The sequence below is a fragment of the Pontibacillus salipaludis genome, assembly GCF_014642405.1.
Lineage (GTDB): Bacteria > Bacillota > Bacilli > Bacillales > BH030062 > Pontibacillus > Pontibacillus salipaludis.
The window spans coordinates 102,179-121,513 of the sequence record NZ_BMIN01000005.1; the positions used below are offsets into that span (position 1 = coordinate 102,179).

Annotated in this window: 15 protein-coding genes and 1 other RNA gene; 8 read left to right on the top strand and 8 right to left on the bottom strand. The window is 41.8% G+C overall.

Features of this window, described 5'->3' with window-relative positions; translation table 11 throughout:
* The first annotated feature begins 9 nt into the window (after positions 1-9).
* Positions 10-2,532 (top strand): heavy metal translocating P-type ATPase, encoded by a 2,523-nt coding sequence (locus tag IEW76_RS07700; protein WP_188652525.1) that lies wholly within the window; start codon positions 10-12, stop codon positions 2,530-2,532.
* Positions 2,533-2,838: 306 nt separating this feature from the next.
* On the opposite strand, the gene IEW76_RS07705 is transcribed toward IEW76_RS07700, so the two are convergent.
* From IEW76_RS07705 to IEW76_RS07715, 3 genes are all read right to left on the bottom strand, one after another.
* On the bottom strand, positions 2,839-3,849 hold the full coding sequence (locus tag IEW76_RS07705; RefSeq protein ID WP_188652527.1) for a toxic anion resistance protein: 1,011 nt from the start codon (positions 3,847-3,849) through the stop codon (positions 2,839-2,841).
* Complete coding sequence (locus tag IEW76_RS07710) at positions 3,842-4,492, bottom strand: 5-bromo-4-chloroindolyl phosphate hydrolysis family protein (RefSeq protein ID WP_188652529.1); 651 nt, start codon at positions 4,490-4,492, stop codon at positions 3,842-3,844. The genes IEW76_RS07705 and IEW76_RS07710 overlap by 8 nt, the downstream gene beginning before the upstream one ends.
* A 790-nt stretch (positions 4,493-5,282) precedes the next feature.
* Positions 5,283-6,803 carry a glycine betaine uptake BCCT transporter gene (locus IEW76_RS07715; RefSeq protein WP_188652531.1) on the bottom strand — a complete coding sequence of 507 codons (1,521 nt, stop codon included), beginning with the start codon at positions 6,801-6,803 and terminating at the stop codon, positions 5,283-5,285.
* A 183-nt stretch (positions 6,804-6,986) separates the two neighbouring features.
* On the opposite strand from IEW76_RS07715, the gene IEW76_RS07720 reads away from it, so the two are divergent.
* Positions 6,987-7,967, top strand: coding sequence for a 3'-5' exoribonuclease YhaM family protein (locus IEW76_RS07720; RefSeq protein ID WP_188652533.1), 981 nt, complete (start codon positions 6,987-6,989; stop codon positions 7,965-7,967).
* Between the two features lie 68 nt (positions 7,968-8,035).
* Complete coding sequence (locus tag IEW76_RS07725) at positions 8,036-8,944, top strand: RluA family pseudouridine synthase (RefSeq protein WP_229721158.1); 909 nt, start codon at positions 8,036-8,038, stop codon at positions 8,942-8,944.
* A 64-nt stretch (positions 8,945-9,008) separates the two neighbouring features.
* On the opposite strand, the gene IEW76_RS07730 is transcribed toward IEW76_RS07725, so the two are convergent.
* Positions 9,009-9,152, bottom strand: coding sequence for a hypothetical protein (locus IEW76_RS07730; protein ID WP_156969144.1), 144 nt, complete (start codon positions 9,150-9,152; stop codon positions 9,009-9,011).
* Between the two features lie 353 nt (positions 9,153-9,505).
* On the opposite strand from IEW76_RS07730, the gene trhO reads away from it, so the two are divergent.
* Positions 9,506-10,477 carry an oxygen-dependent tRNA uridine(34) hydroxylase TrhO gene (gene trhO, locus IEW76_RS07735; RefSeq protein ID WP_188652535.1) on the top strand — a complete coding sequence of 324 codons (972 nt, stop codon included), beginning with the start codon at positions 9,506-9,508 and terminating at the stop codon, positions 10,475-10,477.
* A 476-nt stretch (positions 10,478-10,953) separates the two neighbouring features.
* On the opposite strand, the gene IEW76_RS07740 is transcribed toward trhO, so the two are convergent.
* From IEW76_RS07740 to ssrS, 4 genes are all read right to left on the bottom strand, one after another.
* Positions 10,954-11,469 carry a DUF3794 domain-containing protein gene (locus tag IEW76_RS07740; RefSeq protein WP_188652537.1) on the bottom strand — a complete coding sequence of 172 codons (516 nt, stop codon included), beginning with the start codon at positions 11,467-11,469 and terminating at the stop codon, positions 10,954-10,956.
* 110 nt (positions 11,470-11,579) lie between these two features.
* Positions 11,580-12,113, bottom strand: a complete 534-nt coding sequence (locus IEW76_RS07745) for a DUF3794 domain-containing protein (RefSeq protein ID WP_188652539.1) — start codon at positions 12,111-12,113, stop codon at positions 11,580-11,582.
* Positions 12,114-12,137: 24 nt separating this feature from the next.
* A complete protein-coding gene (locus tag IEW76_RS07750; RefSeq protein WP_188652540.1) occupies positions 12,138-13,061 on the bottom strand; it encodes a DUF3794 domain-containing protein in 924 nt (307 codons plus the stop codon).
* Positions 13,062-13,241: 180 nt separating this feature from the next.
* Positions 13,242-13,419: non-coding RNA, 6S RNA (ssrS, locus tag IEW76_RS07755), on the bottom strand.
* 309 nt (positions 13,420-13,728) lie between these two features.
* On the opposite strand from ssrS, the gene IEW76_RS07760 reads away from it, so the two are divergent.
* The 4 genes from IEW76_RS07760 (at position 13,729) to IEW76_RS07775 (ending at position 19,322) form a co-directional block, all read left to right on the top strand.
* Positions 13,729-15,267, top strand: coding sequence for a BCCT family transporter (locus tag IEW76_RS07760; protein WP_188652542.1), 1,539 nt, complete (start codon positions 13,729-13,731; stop codon positions 15,265-15,267).
* Between the two features lie 509 nt (positions 15,268-15,776).
* Positions 15,777-16,694 carry a polyprenyl synthetase family protein gene (locus IEW76_RS07765; protein ID WP_188652545.1) on the top strand — a complete coding sequence of 306 codons (918 nt, stop codon included), beginning with the start codon at positions 15,777-15,779 and terminating at the stop codon, positions 16,692-16,694.
* Positions 16,695-16,761: 67 nt separating this feature from the next.
* Positions 16,762-16,932, top strand: coding sequence for a competence pheromone ComX (gene comX / locus IEW76_RS07770; protein ID WP_188652547.1), 171 nt, complete (start codon positions 16,762-16,764; stop codon positions 16,930-16,932).
* A gap of 74 nt (positions 16,933-17,006) precedes the next feature.
* Complete coding sequence (locus IEW76_RS07775) at positions 17,007-19,322, top strand: sensor histidine kinase (RefSeq protein ID WP_188652549.1); 2,316 nt, start codon at positions 17,007-17,009, stop codon at positions 19,320-19,322.
* The last annotated feature ends 13 nt before the right edge of the window (positions 19,323-19,335 follow it).

The window sequence follows — 19,335 nt, forward strand, 5'->3', positions numbered from 1 at the left end:
CTTTCAAAAATGGAGGAAAAGAAGAAGCAACAAACAGACAATGCATGCTGTTCTAGTCAAACAGAAGTGGACGAAGAGACTTCTTGTTGCTCAACGAGCGTAATAGAAGCTGTAAAAGATCCTTGCTGTTCTAGTGCGAAGCAAGAGGAACCTGTAGCCTCTTGTTGTTCAACGGAACAAGCAGCTACAGCAGAAGAAACAGCTACAGACTCTTTTTCAACGACAAATGAACATATAGAAGAGTACACCGTCAAAGGGATGGATTGCCCATCTTGTGCTGCCACGATAGAGAAAGGCTTACAGAAAACAGAAGGCATCCATTTCGTAAAAGTTAACTATAGTACAGGGAAGCTTGCGGTTGGAGCTGAGAATGATGAAGTATATGGACAGATTCCAAAGCACGTGCGGAAGCTCGGTTTTGAAGCCGAATCTGTAAAGCAGGATGCAGACTTAGAAACCTATAAGATAGAAGGTATGGATTGCAGTTCTTGTGCCAAAACGATTGAGAAACACCTTGGTAAAAATTCGAATGTGACAGAAGTACATGTAAACTTCTCAACAGGCAAAATGAATATTGCCCATTCCACTACACCAAAAGAGATTGTAAAAGAAGTTCAGCGTGCCGGTTTTGACGCAACCCTACAATCGGGAGAGTCATCTGAAACGAAGAAGAAAGGTTCGATTGCCTTTTCAAGCACGGCTGTTTCAGGTTCTTTATTGGCTTTAGGGTTTGTCGGATCCTTTACAGCCCTACCATCCCTTTGGGTAACGGCTTTTTATGCTTTGGCTATTCTTATTGGTGGATGGAAGCCGGCCAGAAGCGCCTTTTATGCGATTAAGAGTGGATCCCTTGATATGAACGTACTAATGGCTTCAGCGGCAATAGGCGCAGCCATTATTGGAGAGTGGTTTGAAGGAGCCATGGTTGTTTGGTTATTCGCTCTTGGAAACACTCTTCAGAATCGATCCATCGAACGGACCCGCGAATCGATTCGGAGTTTAATGAACCTGGCCCCATCTGAAGCCACGGTTAAAGAGGGAGACCAGCTTGTTCAAAAGGCTGTCGAACATGTGCGAATAGGTGATGTGATTGTCGTTAAACCAGGGGAGAAAGTTCCTCTCGACGGTGAAATTGAATCAGGAGAATCTAGCCTCAATCAAGCTCCGATAACAGGGGAGTCACTCCCGGTTGATAAAACAACAGGCGATACGGTTTACGCCGGAACTGTCAATGAGAGCGGATCACTTGAAGTAAGAGTAACGAAGTACGTGAAAGATACAACGATTGCAAAGATCATTCATCTTGTGGAAGAAGCTCAGGAAAAGAGAGCTCCAACACAAGCCTTTTTCGACAAGTTTGCGAGTATTTACACACCGATTGTCTTCGGTTTAGCGATTGCTGTTATGATTCTGCCTCCACTTGTTGGTCTAGGAGCATGGGGCGAGTGGTTTTATAAAGGCCTGGCCCTATTAGTTGTAGCTTGCCCATGTGCGCTAGTGATCTCGACTCCGGTGGCGATCGTATCAGCTATTGGGAATGCAGCGAAGAACGGTGTCCTGATTAAAGGCGGAACGTTTTTAGAGAAAGCGGGAGCTGTGAAGGCGATGGCTTTTGATAAAACAGGAACCCTGACAGAAGGAAAACCAAAAGTGACCGAAGTGAAAGTGGCAAAGGGGAGTAGAGAAGAGCTTGTTGCGATTGCAACGACCATTGAAGAATACTCCACACACCCGATTGCTCAAGCGATCACGTCGTATGCAGAAGAACGTCAAATTGTTGCGAAAAAAGGGGAAGCCTTTAAATCCATTGCTGGAAAAGGGGCTCAAGCCACCATTGATGGTATTGAATACTATGCTGGTAAACCGAAGTTATTCCAAGAATGGAGCGTTCCATTCGGTGACATGGAAGGGGAACTCGACGCCCTTCAGCAAGAAGGGAAGACGCTTGTTGTAGTGGGAACCCGACATGAAATTTTAGGAATTATAGCTGTGGCCGACACGATACGAGATATTACCGTCCAGTCGATCCAATCGCTTAAGCGAGTTGGGGTCAATGAAGTGGTTATGCTGACTGGCGATAATGAAGGGACAGCAAAGCGAATTGCGGATGAGACAGGAATTGATCGCTATTTCGCTGAGTTATTACCAGAGGATAAAGTAACAGCGATTCAGAAGTTACAAGCAGAAGGAAAACAAGTAGCGATGATCGGAGATGGAATTAACGATGCGCCGGCCCTTGCAACATCTGACCTTGGAATAGCCATGGGCGGTGCCGGTACAGATTCCGCTATGGAAACAGCTGACATTGTGCTTATGGCAGATAACCTTGAAAAATTGCCACACACCATTCGTCTAAGTCGGAAAGCTTTATCGATTATTAAACAGAACATATGGTTCTCACTTATTACGAAGTTTGCGGCTCTTCTGCTTATTTTCCCAGGATTCCTGACGCTATGGATGGCTGTCCTTAGTGACACGGGAGCTGCGCTAATTGTTATTTTGAACAGTATGAGGTTGATGAGACAAAAGTAAGAAAGGGTTGCTCTATTAGTAAGGGAAGCTATGAGGATTGGTGATTATAAAACTCCCTTAAGATATGGTATCGAAGCGCAATAATATAGTCTATTATGATGGGGTCCAACTTCTGTTCCTTCGCTATATTTTCAAGATGATCAAGAAGGTCCATAAGTTCCGTGAGCGGTTGTTGGCTCATTAGGGATCAGATCCTTTTTTAAACTTTTGATAGCATATGTGTCAGATTAAAGACGGTTTGTGCTCTTGTCCTCTTGAATAAAATGTACGTAAAAAGCCTGATTCCTTAAAGGAATCAGGCTTTTTCTATTCAGACAATGAAGATAGTGTTTGTTCTGCAACGTGACGTTGTTCAGTTTCTGTAAGTTGGAGCTGGATGGTTTTTCGGATTTGGTCAACAAAGTCTTGCTGTGTTTCATGTAAGGTTTTGTTCAATGCAGAATTGGAACGTGTTTCGGATTGGTACAAATGAGCGGTTCGTTTAAACAACTCATCTGTTCTCCGATTTAACTTATGTTGCGAGTGACCGGCCTCTTTTTGTTTATATTGAGAGAGGGCGATGGCAATTTGGTGTTTCCAGATTGGCAGCGTTGTTAATACGGAAAATTCGATGCTCTCAGCTAGTGTTTGGTTCGCTCGTTGAATCATTCGAATCTGTGGTGCTGTTTGCATGGCGATTTGCTGACTTATTTGCAGATCATATAAGCGCTGATCTAGCTGTTCTGTGACGTCCTCAAGATCTTGAATTTTTTGAGGTGTCAGGTCATTTGCGGTCTGTTCAAGTTCAGCTTTCAGGCGAGGGAGTGTTTCCTCGAGCCATTCGGCTTTCTTGATTTCGCCTGCAGCAATAAGGGTGCATAAATTCTCATAGTACGTTTCGTTCTGTTGGTAAAGCTGTTCTAGAATCTCATTATCCTGGAGTAAACTTTCCCTGGAGCGTCGCAAACGGACGGTTGTTTTCTCCATTTGTGCACCGATCTTTTGATACTTGGATAGAGTGGCATGGACAGAATCGCTTTTACGAAACCATTTGGAGAAAAAGCCTTTCCGCTCATGCGACAGCTCGTCCGGATCAATATTTTCAAGATTATGGAGCAGTTCATTCATGATCGTTCCAGCTGAAGACATGTTGCTGTCTTTTACTTGCCCCAGGATGGTGTGGGAAAATGTCCGAATTTGTTCTTGTACGTCTTGTCCAAATTCAACCATTCCCTTGTCCAACTTCATTTCTGCTGCTAGCTCATGCGCTCTCTGTTGCTGGTGTTCTGTTAAGCTTTTAAACGTTTCACTCACGTGTTGAAGTGAATGGTTAGTCATGTTGCTTAACCTTCTTTGGTGTACCAGATCCCTGCAAATGAATCGAGTGTTCGGCGATTTCTCGCTCAGCGCTTAAGTCTTCGAAGTCATTAGAAAGAATAGAGGCAAGTTCTTTCTCAACTGCAAATGTTAACTTTCGAATCAGGTCCTCTGTTTCATGTAAGGCTTTCTTCGATTCTTCATCCTTTAGAGAATGTGAGGCAAGAAAGGTGTACTTTTCTGTTAGTTGCACGACCGAATCGAGCTGGTAGAAGAAGAAGTGATCCGCTTCATAAAATCGAGCCGGTTCTTTCTTTACAACTTTAAGGACACGTGAGACAGAACGGTTAAGTTGTCCGATCTCTTTAAGCGCATGAACAGAACGTACGCTAAATAATGCTTTGTTTAGTCGCTTTTTCTTTTCGGTTGCTTCTTTTATATTCTTCATAATGTATTGGTAATCTTTCCGCGTCAATTGGTTGGTTGCTAACTTTCTGCGATTGCCCAGATGCTGAAGGGATAAGTATGTTCCTACTGCGACAAGGGTAGCCCAAAAGCTTGATGCAATGAATCCTTGGTCTCCTAGGAAAAAGATGAACCAGGAGATGACCATTACGTGGAATGCTAAAACGCCATACAGGAATTTCATTAATACAGACTTCATGTTATCGACTCCTTCAAGAAGTTCCTTGTATCTTCTATTATATGACATCTTTACGTATTTTCAGAGGGGTAGGTTTCAAAAACTGAGGAAATTTATCGATTTTGGGGTTGTGGAATAAGGCCGTTACCTTGGGAGGTGCTAGGGGGTGTCTGGGGAACGACTCGCTTTCCGTGGGCGAGCTGTCTAGCCTCCTCGGGCAAAAGGCATGCCCTGTGGGGTCTCGTCGACCTCTTTCTCCCACAGGAGTCTCCCCGTTCCCCAGACACCCCCCCGGCGTTATATTGGTTAACGGCCTCGCTTGGGCAATGTTTCGAGCATCCACTTTTTAATGAAGTGGTGTGAAACCTGAGTGGGTTCTAAAAATATAATAAAAGGTGAACTTTCCTTCTCAATTAATTAGAATCATCCTATCTTAGCTTTTTATCTCAACTATGACGCGTTTCCGCTTCTCTCAATATGGTCAAGGTGGTCCGAGAAATTGCGAGACTCCTGTGGCAGTGGGAGCCAGTCTAGTTCCGGCGTGGAGGACCTAGCGAGACAAGTCATCTTTTTTACAAAGGCTAAACGCCTTTTCCAAAAAGGTGTCTTGTCCGTACGGTCCTACGCACCACGCCCGCGCTTTTAAACTAGGGGAGACCCCGGAGGGAGCGAAGCGACTGAGGAGGCTTCCCAGCTCGCCGCGGAAAGCGAGTGATTTCTCGGACTACCTTCCTCTAGCTTATCGAGAAGGAAACAATCCTCTTTCTCAGGGAAAAACTAAGGGCACCTTGTACAAGGTGCCCTTAGTTTGTTAAGCCGAGTAACTGCTTGATGTTGATTTGTTTTTTTGTTGGTCGAGTTCTTTTTTGTCTTGTTGTAAGGCCTTGTAGAGAGAGAAGACCATTAGGATCATGATGAAGGAGAAGGGTAAGGCTGCTGTGATGAGGGCGTTTTGTAAGGCGGTTAGTCCTCCGGTGTATAAGAGGACGGCTGCGATGGTGGATTGGGAAACGCCCCATGCGAATTTTACGGTTTTGGGTGGGTTTAGGGACCCGTTTGTTGTTTGCATGCCGAGTACGAATGTGGCTGAGTCGGCTGATGTGATAAAGAAAGTGGCAATGAGCATCATAGCGAGTACTGAGAGCACGACGGCAAATGGGAACTGGTCAAACACACCGAAAAGCGCTTGTTCGTCTGGTAGCTTTGCGATATCTGCTCCGTCTTTTTGTGCTTGAATGCCTGAGATCCCAAACGTTGTCATCCATAGGAAACTGACTAGGGACGGAACGAGGAGAACGCCAGATAGGAATTCGCGAATGGTGCGCCCTCTTGATACGCGAGCGATGAAGATTCCTACAAATGGTGCCCAGGCGATCCACCATGCCCAGAAGAATACGGTCCAGTCCATAATCCACTGCCGTTCTTCATCGTTATTTGGTGAAATGCGTAAGCTTTCATCTGGTAGCTTTTGAACATAGTTCCCGAGTGTATCTACAAACGAATTCAAGATATACATAGTAGGTCCAATAATGAGCATGGCAACAAATAATACGGCAGCGATCCCCATATTGGCATTACTTAAATATTTAATTCCTTTGCTCAAGCCAGTATAGGCCGACAGCATAAACAAGACGGTGACGACGGCAATAATAACGAGTTGAATCCAATATTGTTTTTCAATGCCTAGAAGGTATGTAAACCCTCCATTAATTTGTGCTGCGCCAAATCCAAGCGTTGTGGCAACTCCGACGATGGTAGCGAAAACAGCGATTACATCAATTGTTTTGCCAATTGGCCCTTTCATTTTTTCTCCAAAGAGAGGCTCAAGTGTCGCACTTATAAGACCTGGCTTATCGTGCCTGAATTTAAAATAGGCGAGAACGAGCGCTACGACAGCATAAATCGCCCATGCATGTACGCCGTAATGGAAAAAGGTTGTCCTCATCGAATCGCGAATCGCTTCTGTTGTTCCTGCCTCAGCAGTTGGAGGTGTTGAGATATAGTGGGAAACGGGAGAAGCAGCCCCGTAGAATACAAGTCCAATCCCCATACCTGCACTAAATAACATCGCAAACCATGTGGAATAGCTATAATCAGGTTTATCTCCTGGTTTTCCAAGCTTTATTTTGCCAAATGGACTTATAATCATATAAAGGCAAAAGAGGACGAAAATCGATACAAGTAATAAATAATACCAACCGAAGTGAATCGAAATATATGTTTTGACATTTCCAGATATTGTTTCAAAATTTTTAGGTGCTAGTACACCCCATAGGGATGCGGCGAGTGTAATGGCTAATGTAATCCAAAAAACAGATGTGACTTTCTTCATGTGTTTCTCCTTTCGTACTTGAATGATTTAGGAAGGCCGGCCTTTGTCTAATAAACATATACCCATAAGATTCCAGACTAAACAAAAGTTGGTTGAGGAAAGATCGGTTCTATCCGTCGGAGGTGTATCCTGATATAATGGGTTCACATGACTTCGTGATAGGATTTAGAGGAGGAGAACGACATGACGATTACAGATTTTAAAGAATTAAATGAATCAGGACTTTATTTTGATGGCTACGCCCTTGTGAAATCAGCGCAAGAAGCAACAACAAAAGGTGGCGTGCCTTTTTTTAATATTACATTAGGCAAGCAGGAGAAAAGTATTTCAACAAAGCTTTGGGAGAATAAATTTAACAACCATGACCTGGCTCAGCTTAAGAAGGTTTTTGAGAATGGAAATGTGCTTCACATTAAAGGGAAATTGAGTGAATATCGCGAGCAGCTTCAGTTGACGATTGACGAGTTTGGTTTTCCGGAAGAAGGTGTGGTTCAGGTTGAAGATTATTTAGAATCAGCTCCGGAGCCAATTGAAAGCTTAAGAGAAGAGTATGAAAATTATATTGCAAATATTGAGAGCCCGGTTCTGAAGGAGATTTGTCAGCGTTTGTATGATGAGCATAAAGACAAGTTCATTACCTATCCGGCGGCAAAGTCGAATCACCATTGCTTTACAGGTGGATTGCTGTATCATACAGTATCGATGCTACGCCTGGGCGATCATATTTCCGGTCAGTATAAGGAAGTGAAGAAGGACCTCGTTATGGCTGGGATTGCGCTTCACGATATGGGGAAAGTGGTCGAGTATACGAATTACTTCGCGCCTGACTATTCTAAGGTCGGTAATTTCCTGGGACATATTACGATTATTAACATGTTCATCGATCGCAAAGTGCAGGTATTAAAAGATGAGATGCAGTGGACGCGTAAGGAAGCGGATGAGGTGTACGAACTTATGCACGTGATTAATGCTCACCACGGGAAGCTGGAATACGGAAGTCCTGTTGAGAGCAAGATTTTAGAAGCAGAAGTTGTGCATCAGATTGATATGATGGACAGCCGCATTAACATGATTACGTACGGTCTTAAGGATGAGAATTTGCAGGAGAACGAAGCAAAGCGAATTTTCCCAATGGGGCTCTACTACCGTACGTCTCAGGATTAATATAGATTGGTGTAGCACCTCCTCTTTGGACGTGGTACGCTTACAAGGATACATTGAGGAGGAATACTGTGGCTAAAAAAGGACCAACACCAAGAAAGAAAAAGGGACCTCTCTTTACATTTGACGTTCATGAGACAACTGAATTACTACCGTTTTTAATGGATTCTATAAAAAGCAAGAGTCGAAATTCGATCAAATCGTTCCTAACCCGAGGCCAAGTGGTCGTAAATGATGAACCCGTGACAAAGCATAGTACCGTGATCAAAAAAGGACAAACGGTTAAGGTGTTAAAGACACCAGCACCGTCGAAGGTTACGTTTAGTGGATTGAAGATTCTTCATGAAGATGATGATATTATCGTCATTGATAAAGATTCTGGTTTGTTATCGATGGCTTCAGATAAGGAAAAGGAACAAACGGCTTATAAACAATTAACCGAGCATGTGAAACGCGAGCAGCTGAAGAACCGTGTGTTTATCGTTCACCGCTTAGACCGTGATACTTCAGGAATTATGGTGTATGCGAAGAATGAAGAAGCGAAATTGAAGCTTCAGGATAACTGGAAAGACATGGTCAAAGAGCGTACGTACGTTGCATTAGTGGAAGGGTATGTGAAGAAGCCTGAAGGAAAAATCGAGTCCTGGTTAAAGGGAACGAAAACATTTTTAATGTATTCGAGTCAGCGTAAAAATGACGGGAAACATGCGGTAACTCATTATAAGAAGTTAAAGGGAAATAAGTACTTTTCTTTAATGGAACTTGAGCTTGAAACGGGTCGTAAAAATCAGATTCGTGTCCATATGCAAGACATTGGCCATCCAATCGTGGGAGATAAGAAATACGGAGCAACTTCTAATCAGATTGGACGCCTTGGCTTGCATGCCAAAGCGCTTGTTTTTGAGCACCCTACATCGGGGAAAGTATTGAAGTTCGAAACCAAAATCCCTCAGGCTTTTCAGAAGGCGCTGCAGAAATAGTAAGAATCTAAAAAAGCAGGAAGCTCGTTTATTGTTGAACGTGCTTCCTGCTTTTTGTTTATGTTTATTTAAAGACGCGTTTTACGACTTTGCGAATCCCTTTTTCAGCTGCGCGATGTTTCATCCGTTCACCGCCACGTCCATGCTTCACGGCACTCGCATCGTTCTTTAACCTCGTAGCCTTATATGCCTTCGATAACAGTCCCATTCGATCATCAACTCCTTTAAATAGATTAAATGTATTTGTTACTAAACACTTCCCCCTGTATCGCCCTCATAAAACATAAAGATTCAGCTCGCTTCAGCGCCTTAAAGGAGCAACGCGTGCCAGACACCCTTCAGTGCTTTAAAGAAAAGGTGCGTGCCTGGCACGCATCAGTACGTTAAAGGAGAGAAGGGTGTCTGGCAAGCTTTACTTTGCTAAAGGGTCTTCCAAGAAAATGGAGATTGACTTTTAGGGGGGAGGGTGTATAAAATATAGTGTTGTAGTAGTGATTATATGATTGGTTTCATTGTAGCCTAATTTTATATCCTGCAAATATAAATAGAGGTGGAATTAAGATGGAAAAACAACAAAATTACCAGGTGTTATTGTATTACAAATATGTTCAGATTGATGATCCGGAACAAGTAGCAAGCGAGCACTTAGAGTATTGTAAAGAGCTTGGCTTGAAAGGTCGTATCCTGATTGCAAGTGAAGGAATCAATGGTACGGTTTCTGGTACGATCGAACAAACAGAAAAATATATGGAAGATATGAAAAATCATCCACTATTCGAAGGCACTACGTTCAAAGTAGATGCAAGTGAGGGTCATGCATTCAAGAAGATGCACTGCCGCGCTCGTCCTGAGCTAGTAACGCTTCGTTTAGAAGATGATATTAATCCACATGACTTAACCGGTGAGTATTTAGACCCGAAAGAATTCTATAAACGTATGCAAGAAGAAAATACAATTGTTATCGACGCACGTAACGATTACGAATATGACTTAGGACACTTCCGTGGTGCGGTTCGTCCTGATATTGAAACGTTCCGTGAACTTCCGGACTGGGTACGCGAGAACAAAGAAATGCTTGAAGGCAAGCAAATCTTAACGTATTGCACAGGTGGTATCCGCTGTGAGAAGTTCTCTGGTTGGTTGAAGCGTGAAGGCTTTGACAATGTAGGACAACTTCACGGAGGAATTGCCACTTACGGGAAAGACCCTGAAGTACAAGGTCAACTATGGGACGGTCAAATGTATGTCTTTGACGAGCGTATTAGTGTACCGATTAACCAGGTTGAACACAACATTGTAGGGAAAGACTACTTCGACGGAGAGCCTTGTGAGCGCTATGTTAATTGTGCAAACCCTGAATGTAATAAACAAATTATTACTTCAGAAGAGAATGAGCACAAATATGTTCGTGGCTGTAGCCCGGAGTGCCGCTCTCACCACCGTAACCGCTATGTCGTTGAGCACGACTTAACGGAAGAACAGTGGAACGAGCGTCTTCAAGCTCTAGGTGAAGGGAAAACACAAGCATCATAATTTATCCTCAAAGCTACCATCCTTTTGTATGGTAGCTTTTTTATGCCCTTTTTTAATGAAATAGTGTATATAATAGGGGGGAAGGATTAAGTTATGCAACGTTTTATGAACAAATTTATTGTAGCGATTATTTTCCCCCAAGTAATCGGCACCTCTAAGGTAGTAGAGGTTGGTATCGTTGATTTAGCCAGACCATTACCAAATATATAAGATCTTATTTCAATTTATGGAGAAAGGTGATGATCCTGTAGAAATGACATTTAAGGTTCAATAAAGTTGCATCATTTTCCTTATTAGATCATCCACTCCTAAGCTTTAAGTGAAAAATTTCTCTTTCTTTTCGAACCCATAAGAAAAACACCTCCAAATGTAAAGTCATTCTAATATTTGTTAGTTAGGTTTTACTCAAACTATTCTATAGAGGTACTTCCTAATTGTAGGCATAGCACTGCCTCTATGGACTCTCAAACTCCTTCTTAGCAATCCCAATGTTCTTTATGCTCGAAATTACAACCTTGCTTTGGGTTAGTGAGATTGCCTTTTTTATGTGTTACGCAAAGGCATATAACTTTACATACTTTCAATTTACGCTTTCCGGTGAAAAAGACATGAATATCTTCTATAAAAGCCTGGACCTCAAATGAATCGTGACAGTGTTGTTTCCCATCTAATATGATTAATTCACAAAAGGGTATATCAAAATGAAAGTTATGCACAGGCTGGTCTGGTTTATGAGCGGTGTAAATAATTTTTTGTTTTATAACCCCACTTACCAAAAGTTTAGTATCATAGGGGGAATTAATTAATTTAACTTCTTTGATGATGACCGAAGCACTAATGCTGTTGACTTCTTCAATGTTAGGCTTAGACTTAGGTACGTAGGCATTCTCGATAATAGTAAATTGTTTATACGCAAGAGGGCATTCGGGGAACTCGTTATTAGATGCAATGCCGTTGTATGAAATCATGTCGTTATAAGGTATTGAAGGCATGTTAACACTCCTTAATTTTAGACTTAGTATAGTGTATGTGAACTGGAGGGCGGAGTGAGGAGTTAAAGCAAAAAATAGTCTTTCTGCTAGCTAGCAGAAAGACTATTTGTTTAGGCAAGAAAAGGTACTAGAGCTGGGTTCACAGTTGTGTATGCAAACACAATGACACATTTGCTTACAGTCCGCGGATCTAGTAGGTTAATTTCAACATCTTCTATCAAAATATTTACAGGACCGGCTAATACATCATTCAATGAAAGTCCTAGACTAGCAAGAAAGCTTTCCACTGTCTCTCCTTGAGGAACGTTTAGCGGAATATCGATAAAGGTGCAGAACGGATGTTCAAAGTGTGCCGAGTGAACAGATTGTTGTTCAACAAGTGCAGTATAGATTACCTTTTGGCGCAAGAAGCCATCAATCACTACTTTAACACCAGTCGGAGTGAAAATGGTTCTTGTGCCTGTAATCACTGCTTCAATAAGCAATGTATTAATTTGCTCCACATCTGGTTTTACATCCGGAATCGTCAACCTCTCTTGAATTGCCATTTGTGTGCTCGGGTTATCTGCATCAATTACTGGGAATTCACTCGGGTCTGCAATACCAATAATCTGTACGAAATCTCTTAAAATACCGTCAGCCATTTTATTCATCCTTTCTTTATTATATTATGGGCAATCCGTGATAGTAGCCCCACCTAGAGTTGGGAAGGTTACATTTAATACTTCCGTACCTAGAGCAGAAAGGACTAGAGTAGCGGTGTCCGCTGTTGTATCAATAACTAGGGATAGATCCAAGTTTGTACCTAATGCTCCCCCGTTTACGCCTGCTGCTAATACTGTGAGTGTAGTATTATCAGGGCTGCAAGTAATATCTGTAATTAAACTAGAATCAACGTTAATGTCTAAATCTAGCACACCTAGGAGAGCTAAGTTTAGGTTTATTAGACTACCGTCTGGGTCGCAGCCCGGACAGATGCTAGTGTCAAGTGTCGCAGTTACTCCTGTTAGACCTAGGATATCAATTGTTGTAGTCAAACCAGTTGCAGTAAATGAGCAGTCACATGTTAATGGGAATAATGCTGGGTTTAAGTTTGCGTAAGTGAATAAAATAACACACTTGCTAATAGTACGAGGATCAAGAAGGTTAATCTCAACATCTTCAATTAGGATATCAACTTCAGAGGCAAGGATGTCGTTAATCGATAAACCTAGAGAGGCAAGGTATGCAGGGACCGTTTGACCTGCTGGAACATCTAAAGGTATATCAATAAACGTACAGAATGGGTGTTCAAAATGAGCGGAGTGGACAGATTGGTCTTCCACTAAAGCGGTGTAGATTACTTTTTGACGAAGGATTCCTTCAACTACTACTTTTACCCCAATAGGTGTAAATATGTTACGGGTGCTCGTAATTTCAGCTTCAATAAGAAGTGTGTTGATCTGTTCGACATCTGGTTTAACTTCGGGGATTTCTAACCTTTCTAAAACTGAGAACTGGGTGTATCGAGTATCTTCCCCGATAACAGGAAATTCAGAAGGATCTGCAATTCCGATAATTTGTACGAAATCTCTTAAAAATCCATTTGCCATATAATCATCTCCTTTATTAGATTCTGTATATCGTACGTTGCATGAAAAAAAATGTTTGGGCAAAATTTTGATTTATAAAGATTTGATTTACCCACCCAACAAGAGTGAGTTTTGAAAATGATTCTCGTCACAAAAAAACCTCTCCACAATGTGAAGAGGTTGTAAAAGTCGAAGTTATGTAGCCGTCCCGCTCTGCCGTCTTTCTGTTGCCTCAAAACCCGCGTAGGCAGGTGGGTTCTCGCATCATACCATTCAACTTCCCAAAAGAATGGGCTTGTTGGCAAGTATGAAATGTAAAGATCCCTGTGTTCAAGCATCGGTTTGAGACATACTGAAATGACGTACATGGCAGGGCTCGGCTCCCTCATTGAGCGAGGGGATCAATTTGTATTCTCTATATTACAAGGTAAGAGAGAAGATTTCAAGGGGGATGCTTTATTTATTTTTTCTAGACTGTCCATATTCTGTATATATGCTTTAACGTAGAAAAGAGATAAAGGGTGCCAGACACCCTTTAGTGCTTTATTCAAGCAAAGAGTGTCTGGCACGCTTTAGTATGAAAAAGTGACCTTTTACTTAATAAATTATTTAAAAATAGTAATTTTCCTTTTAATTGGGATTTGTTTGGGGTAGAGGATTAGGAACACGTTTACATAGGAGGGTTTATATGAAGCGGAGAAAGTTGATTGATTACAGCATTTTTATTCCTTCATTACTTATTATTGTAGCGATTAGCATTCCATTTGCTCTTTACGAAAAGGAATCACTAAGCATGCTGAATTCGATTTTTTCATTTATTGTGGATATGTTTAGCTGGGGGTATCTTTGGTATGGCATTCTTTTAGTTGGGGCTGGGTTGTATTTCTCGTTTTCAAAGTATGGTCAAGTTGTCTTAGGGGACCCGAAAGAAAAGCCAAGGTTCACACTGTTTGAGTATGCATCGATCTTGATCGCCATGGGAGTGGGGTCAACTATTATGCGTACTGGAATGCTGCAATGGACATCTGTGGCGAATGATCCACCAGCGGGTGTAGAGCCTGGAACGGCTCAAGCAATCCTTTGGGGGAACGCGTATAGCATGTTTTTGTGGGGGTTTCAGGTTTTTGCGATCTTCGTTATGATTGCTCCGGCAATGGGCTACATCTTACATGTGAAAAAGCGTCCGCTTATGCGAATTTCAGAGGCTTGTCGCGTATTATTTGGTGACCGGTTTACGAACGGTTTGGGCGGGAAAATGCTTGATGCCCTTTTCCTCATTAGTATTTTAGCCGGTGCTTCTGTCACATTAGGGCTTGGCGCACCCATTATTACGCATAATTTATCCGCCTTGTTCGATATGGAGGTTACGTTTGGTTTAACAATTGTTGTTACGATCGTATGGGTGTTCCTGTTTTCACTCAGTGCTTATTTAGGAATTGAAAAAGGGATCAAGCGTTTAAGTACCTTTAATATGTATTTAGCAGGCCTTTTTGCTGTGTTCATTATTGTGGCGGGGCCTGGTGTCTTTATACTTAACTACTTCTTTGATAGCGTCTCGTTCTTGCTATCCCATTATCTTAATATATCATTGAACACGAATTCTTTTCAGCAGGGAGAGGCTTCCCACATCCAGAGTAATACTGTTTTTTGGTTTGCTTATAGTGCCACTTGGGCGATGCTTCATAGTGTTTTTGCAGCCAAGATCTCGAAAGGACGCACGATTAAAGAGATGATCTTAACCTACTTATTAGCTCCAACCCTTATATCTTGGTTGGCTACTGGAGTATTAGGAGGACTCGGCATTCATCGCTACTTGAAAGAGAACATGGAAGTTCTGAATCTTGTAAAAGAAGAAGAACGAATGGCTGCGATTCCAGAGATTCTATCAACGCTTCCATTTGGGGAAGTGGCGATTGTGATCTTTATGATTGTAGCGCTTGTTTTCTTAACGACAACACTCGATTCAACGACATATACAGTGGCAGCCTACACAAGTACAAGAGATATGAGTAAATACGAGCCACCAAAAAACCTTCGCATTATTATCGCAGCTGTTATCACGACGTTAGCACTCGTTCTAATGAGAATCGGAGGTTTGGCGCCCCTTGAAGTTGTCTCAGGTCTAATGGGATTGCCGGTCATTATCATACAGTTTGTCTTAATTTATGCAGCGAAAAAGATGATTGATGAAGATCAAGCGTATTCATATAATGTGCGATCTTCATAGGAAAATCAAAGGCCTGAGAGGTCTGGGATTTTTAGTTCAGAAGAAGAGAAAAACTTCGGTTCTTGTCGAAACGGCAACCAATTACTTTCTTATCATTTTGAAGTCAAAGATGTCGTTAAAGTTTGTATAAAAAAATGTGATCCCTTTATTGCACATAGGAAGTAGACCTTTTAGGAATAAGGGGTCTGCTTTTTTGTGGATGTGAAGGAGAAAATGGACTAAAAAAATTCGACAACCTAAATCGAATGAACTCGGAAAATAGTACTTATTTTCGAAATACAATTGTAATGTAAGCGGTACCTTTTGAGGGTGAAGTTTAGTTTGGGATGCTGGGAATAGCGGTGTGAACGGTTTCTTTACAATTAACTAGGAATTTATTCCCTCATGCTGATCCCTGTTACTTTAATACCTATTCAATGATTCGAGAAGTGTGGTAGTCTATTTTTGAATTTTAAGAATATGAAACAGGGATGAACAAGCTCCTTTTATAAGGAAGGAAAAGATACAGAATGAACGTATTTACAGATGATGAGATTGGAGAACATCTTCTGAACGTGATTAATAAAGAGTTCAGGGACGCTGACTTAGTTGAATTACTCGGAACATTTGTGAGTCATAAACAAGAAGAAGGGTTTTCCTTTGGTCGCATGGTTCATCTTCATTATGCCCTTTTCGGCGGGCAGGACCGTTCAGTGGCTCTTCGATCAGTTGCTGCGGTTGAAGCGTTTATATTAGCTCTGGATATACTGGATGACCTAGAGGACCAGGATGGATCAGAGAAGCGTTGGACAAAAGAGCCCATCGCCCTTTCAATGAACGGTTCGACGGCCCTGATCATGCTCGCTACTTCTATGCTTCAAAGAGTGGATTCGTCAGGACAAGCGGTTGCGCGTCTATCTCAATCAGGAATGCGAGCGGTAACAGGCCAGCATCATGACCTACTAGAATCGATTCACTCTGAAGAAACGTATTTCCGGATGATTGAGCACAAGTCAGGTTCTCTCATGGCCCTAGCCTGTATGGTTGGAACGCTTTTGGGAAAAGGGGAAGATGATGAGCTCGTGAAAGCCTACGCGATTGAGTTTGGTTGTGCCGCTCAGCTTGCTAATGATATAGACGATGCTCTAAGACTCGATCCAACGAATGATATCTTGCACCGGAAGCGAACGCTTCCGACCCTTAAGTTGATGGAACATGAGGGAGAGGAAGCAGACTGGCTTCGGCACTATTATAGCGGGGTCATTACAGAAGATGCTTTCTTAGAGAGAAAGAAGGAGGTCTTTGAGTGGGCGTCCAGATCGTCTGCTATAACCTATTCAATGGTGAAAAAACGGGTTTACCAGTTAAGGGCTATTGAAAAGGTACAGGACGTGGATGGACAAGAAGAGATCAAAGGCCAACTGATTAAGGTCATGCAATCTATTTAGGAATACCTCATGAAGAATGCTTCGTGAGTTTAATAAAATATAGGGGAATTAATAGGAGGAATGTGTCATGTTACAAACAGTGGTGGAGAAATTAGTCGGAAATCCGGATCTTCTTAAGCAATGGAAAGATGGAGCGGTTCGCTTTGAAGGTCTATCTCAGACAGAAGAGCTTGCATTAGCGGACGTGTTTGATTCAGAGAACACAGGCGAAATAATGAAAATGTCATTCTGGAAGTAAAAGAAACAATCGATTTTGTAGAAGAAATAGCCAGAGATGCTCTGGCTATTTTTTCTCGTTAAAAAGGTGGTTCTATGCAAATACATCGTCAAAGTACCCGCACTATTCTATTAGTGGGGATGGCCATCGTTGCTATAGCGTTTTATCTCTCCTATGTAACGATAACTGAGCCTTATGTTGGTTTAAATGTAAAGAAAGACGAACAGGGTGATTGGGTTGTAACAAATGTGGATCCGATTGGTTGGGCAAGTGAAGAAGGGATTGAAAAAGGGGATAAAATTGTAGACCTGAATGGAATTCCCCCTGGAGCCCACCGCTCAATCCGAAAGTTTGGAGTCATTGATAACTTCTCAAAAATTAAAGTGATTCAAGATGGAGTTATGGAAAAGTATGATGTGGAAGATCAAGAGCCCATATTATCAAGTACACTTCTGTATCATACGGTCATACCGGCTCTTGTGTTTATTGTTCTCTTTACGTTTAGCGCATTTATTTATATGAAAAAAAGAGATGATCGAGCAGCGTTGATGTTTTCGGCGTTCCTGCTTGTTGTGGGTTATGGGTATATTAGTGCGGGAGCTTCGGCCAGGACGGATGATTTGGCTCGCTTTATTAATGGCTTGTCCTTATTATTGGTGCCAGCTCTATTCTTGCATTTTTTAAGCCATTATTTTAAACGATATGCGATTAAGCTTGTCAGTCGTAGGATGCTTGTATCTCTTTATACGATTAATTTATTTATCGTAGGAATGGATACCTACTCTATTTTTATCCCAATTGGGGATCGGTACTCGCTGATCAGACAGTTACAATTGTTTGGTTTTTCTTTTGGGATCTTTTTATGTTTATATATTTTAATTACTCGATACATTAGTTACCGGAAGACGACCCATAAAGCTGTCTTTCAAAATATGATTTTTGGGATTGTGATTTCTTTTCTTCCTTTTATTTTGTTAACAGCCATGCCGAGTACCATTATTGGAATAGACATTATACCTGCTTCCATTACATCCGTGTTCTTGTTATTTTTACCGTTGTTTTTCTTATATCTCATTTTATCGAATCGGTTATTTGATATTGATTTTATTAATAGTAGAATTCGTTATTATTCCTTTTTGTCTCTTGTCTTTACGGTCCTTATTCTTGGTATACTCGTTGTCGCAACTTCGTTTACAGTCGTGCAGTGGATTCGTATTGCGATCTTGCTCTATGTTTCCTTTGGCTTGTTATTTTATTTAGAGGATAAATTACATATACGCCCTAAGCTGTTTGGGGAGAAGTTCAATTATCAGGTTAGCCTTGATCGATTTTCGAAAGATTTACCGAAGTTGTTAAATCGGGATGAGCTTGATGATCGGTTGATCGAGGAAGTAAAGTCTGTTTTGCCGGTCAACCGGGTGTCGCTTGTGAAATATGGGAAAGACACGTGGGATGTGAAGGAGATCAAAGGGGATGAGACGATCTCTGTTATTGCTTTACGTGAAAATGTGGATAAGCGAATCCGTATGAAAGCACCTGGTGACTACGTGAAGATTCATCAGGGGATGTGTTTTCTTGTAAGTGAGAGTAACGATGCCCTTTACTTACTTTGGGTAGATCAGAAAGTAAACCATACGCCTTTTAACGAAGATGAACGGTACTGGCTTCAAATGCTTGCTCATTATACAAGTATTGTTTATGAGAATTTCCAGCTCATTGAAGGGGTGACAGAGGAATTAAAGCGTTCTATGTACCAAAATACCGATGCCCCCCTCTGGCTATCACGCTTGTTATTCAATTTATCTGAGAAAGAGCGGGCTCGCCTTGCCTCTGACCTGCACGATGAAGCACTTCAGGAACAGCTCGTTTGGTACCGAAAAATAGAAGCCATGATGGATGACAAAGAAATGCCGAACCAGTTTGAGGAAGAATTATCAGAAGTGAAAGAAGGCTTGCTTGGAGTGGTTCAACAGATCAGGGAAACGTGTACATTTTTAAGACCTCCATTTTTACGAGAAACAGGAATAGTAGAGGCATTAAGTCAACTTATGGATTACTACCGTATGAGGTCAGATTACCAAGTTGATTTCCATTCAGAAGGATTTGGAGCATCCCTAGATCACGAACACTCCCTCGCCATCTACCGCGTCGTTCAGGAACTGCTGAATAACGCATCCAAACACTCTGGTGCTAGTTTTGTAGAATTTGAGTTGAAGAGTGATCACGGGATGATTGTGTTGAATTATAAAGACAATGGTGTTGGTTTACCTGACCAAAATAAGCAAGATCTATCGAAAGGTATGGGACTCACCGGAATTCGCCAACGTGTGAGGAGTTTAGAAGGACACGTCGAGTTCCTCTCATCCGATGAAGGTGGGTTAGAACTATCGATGGCTTTGTTTATGGAATAGATAGGTCCGTTGC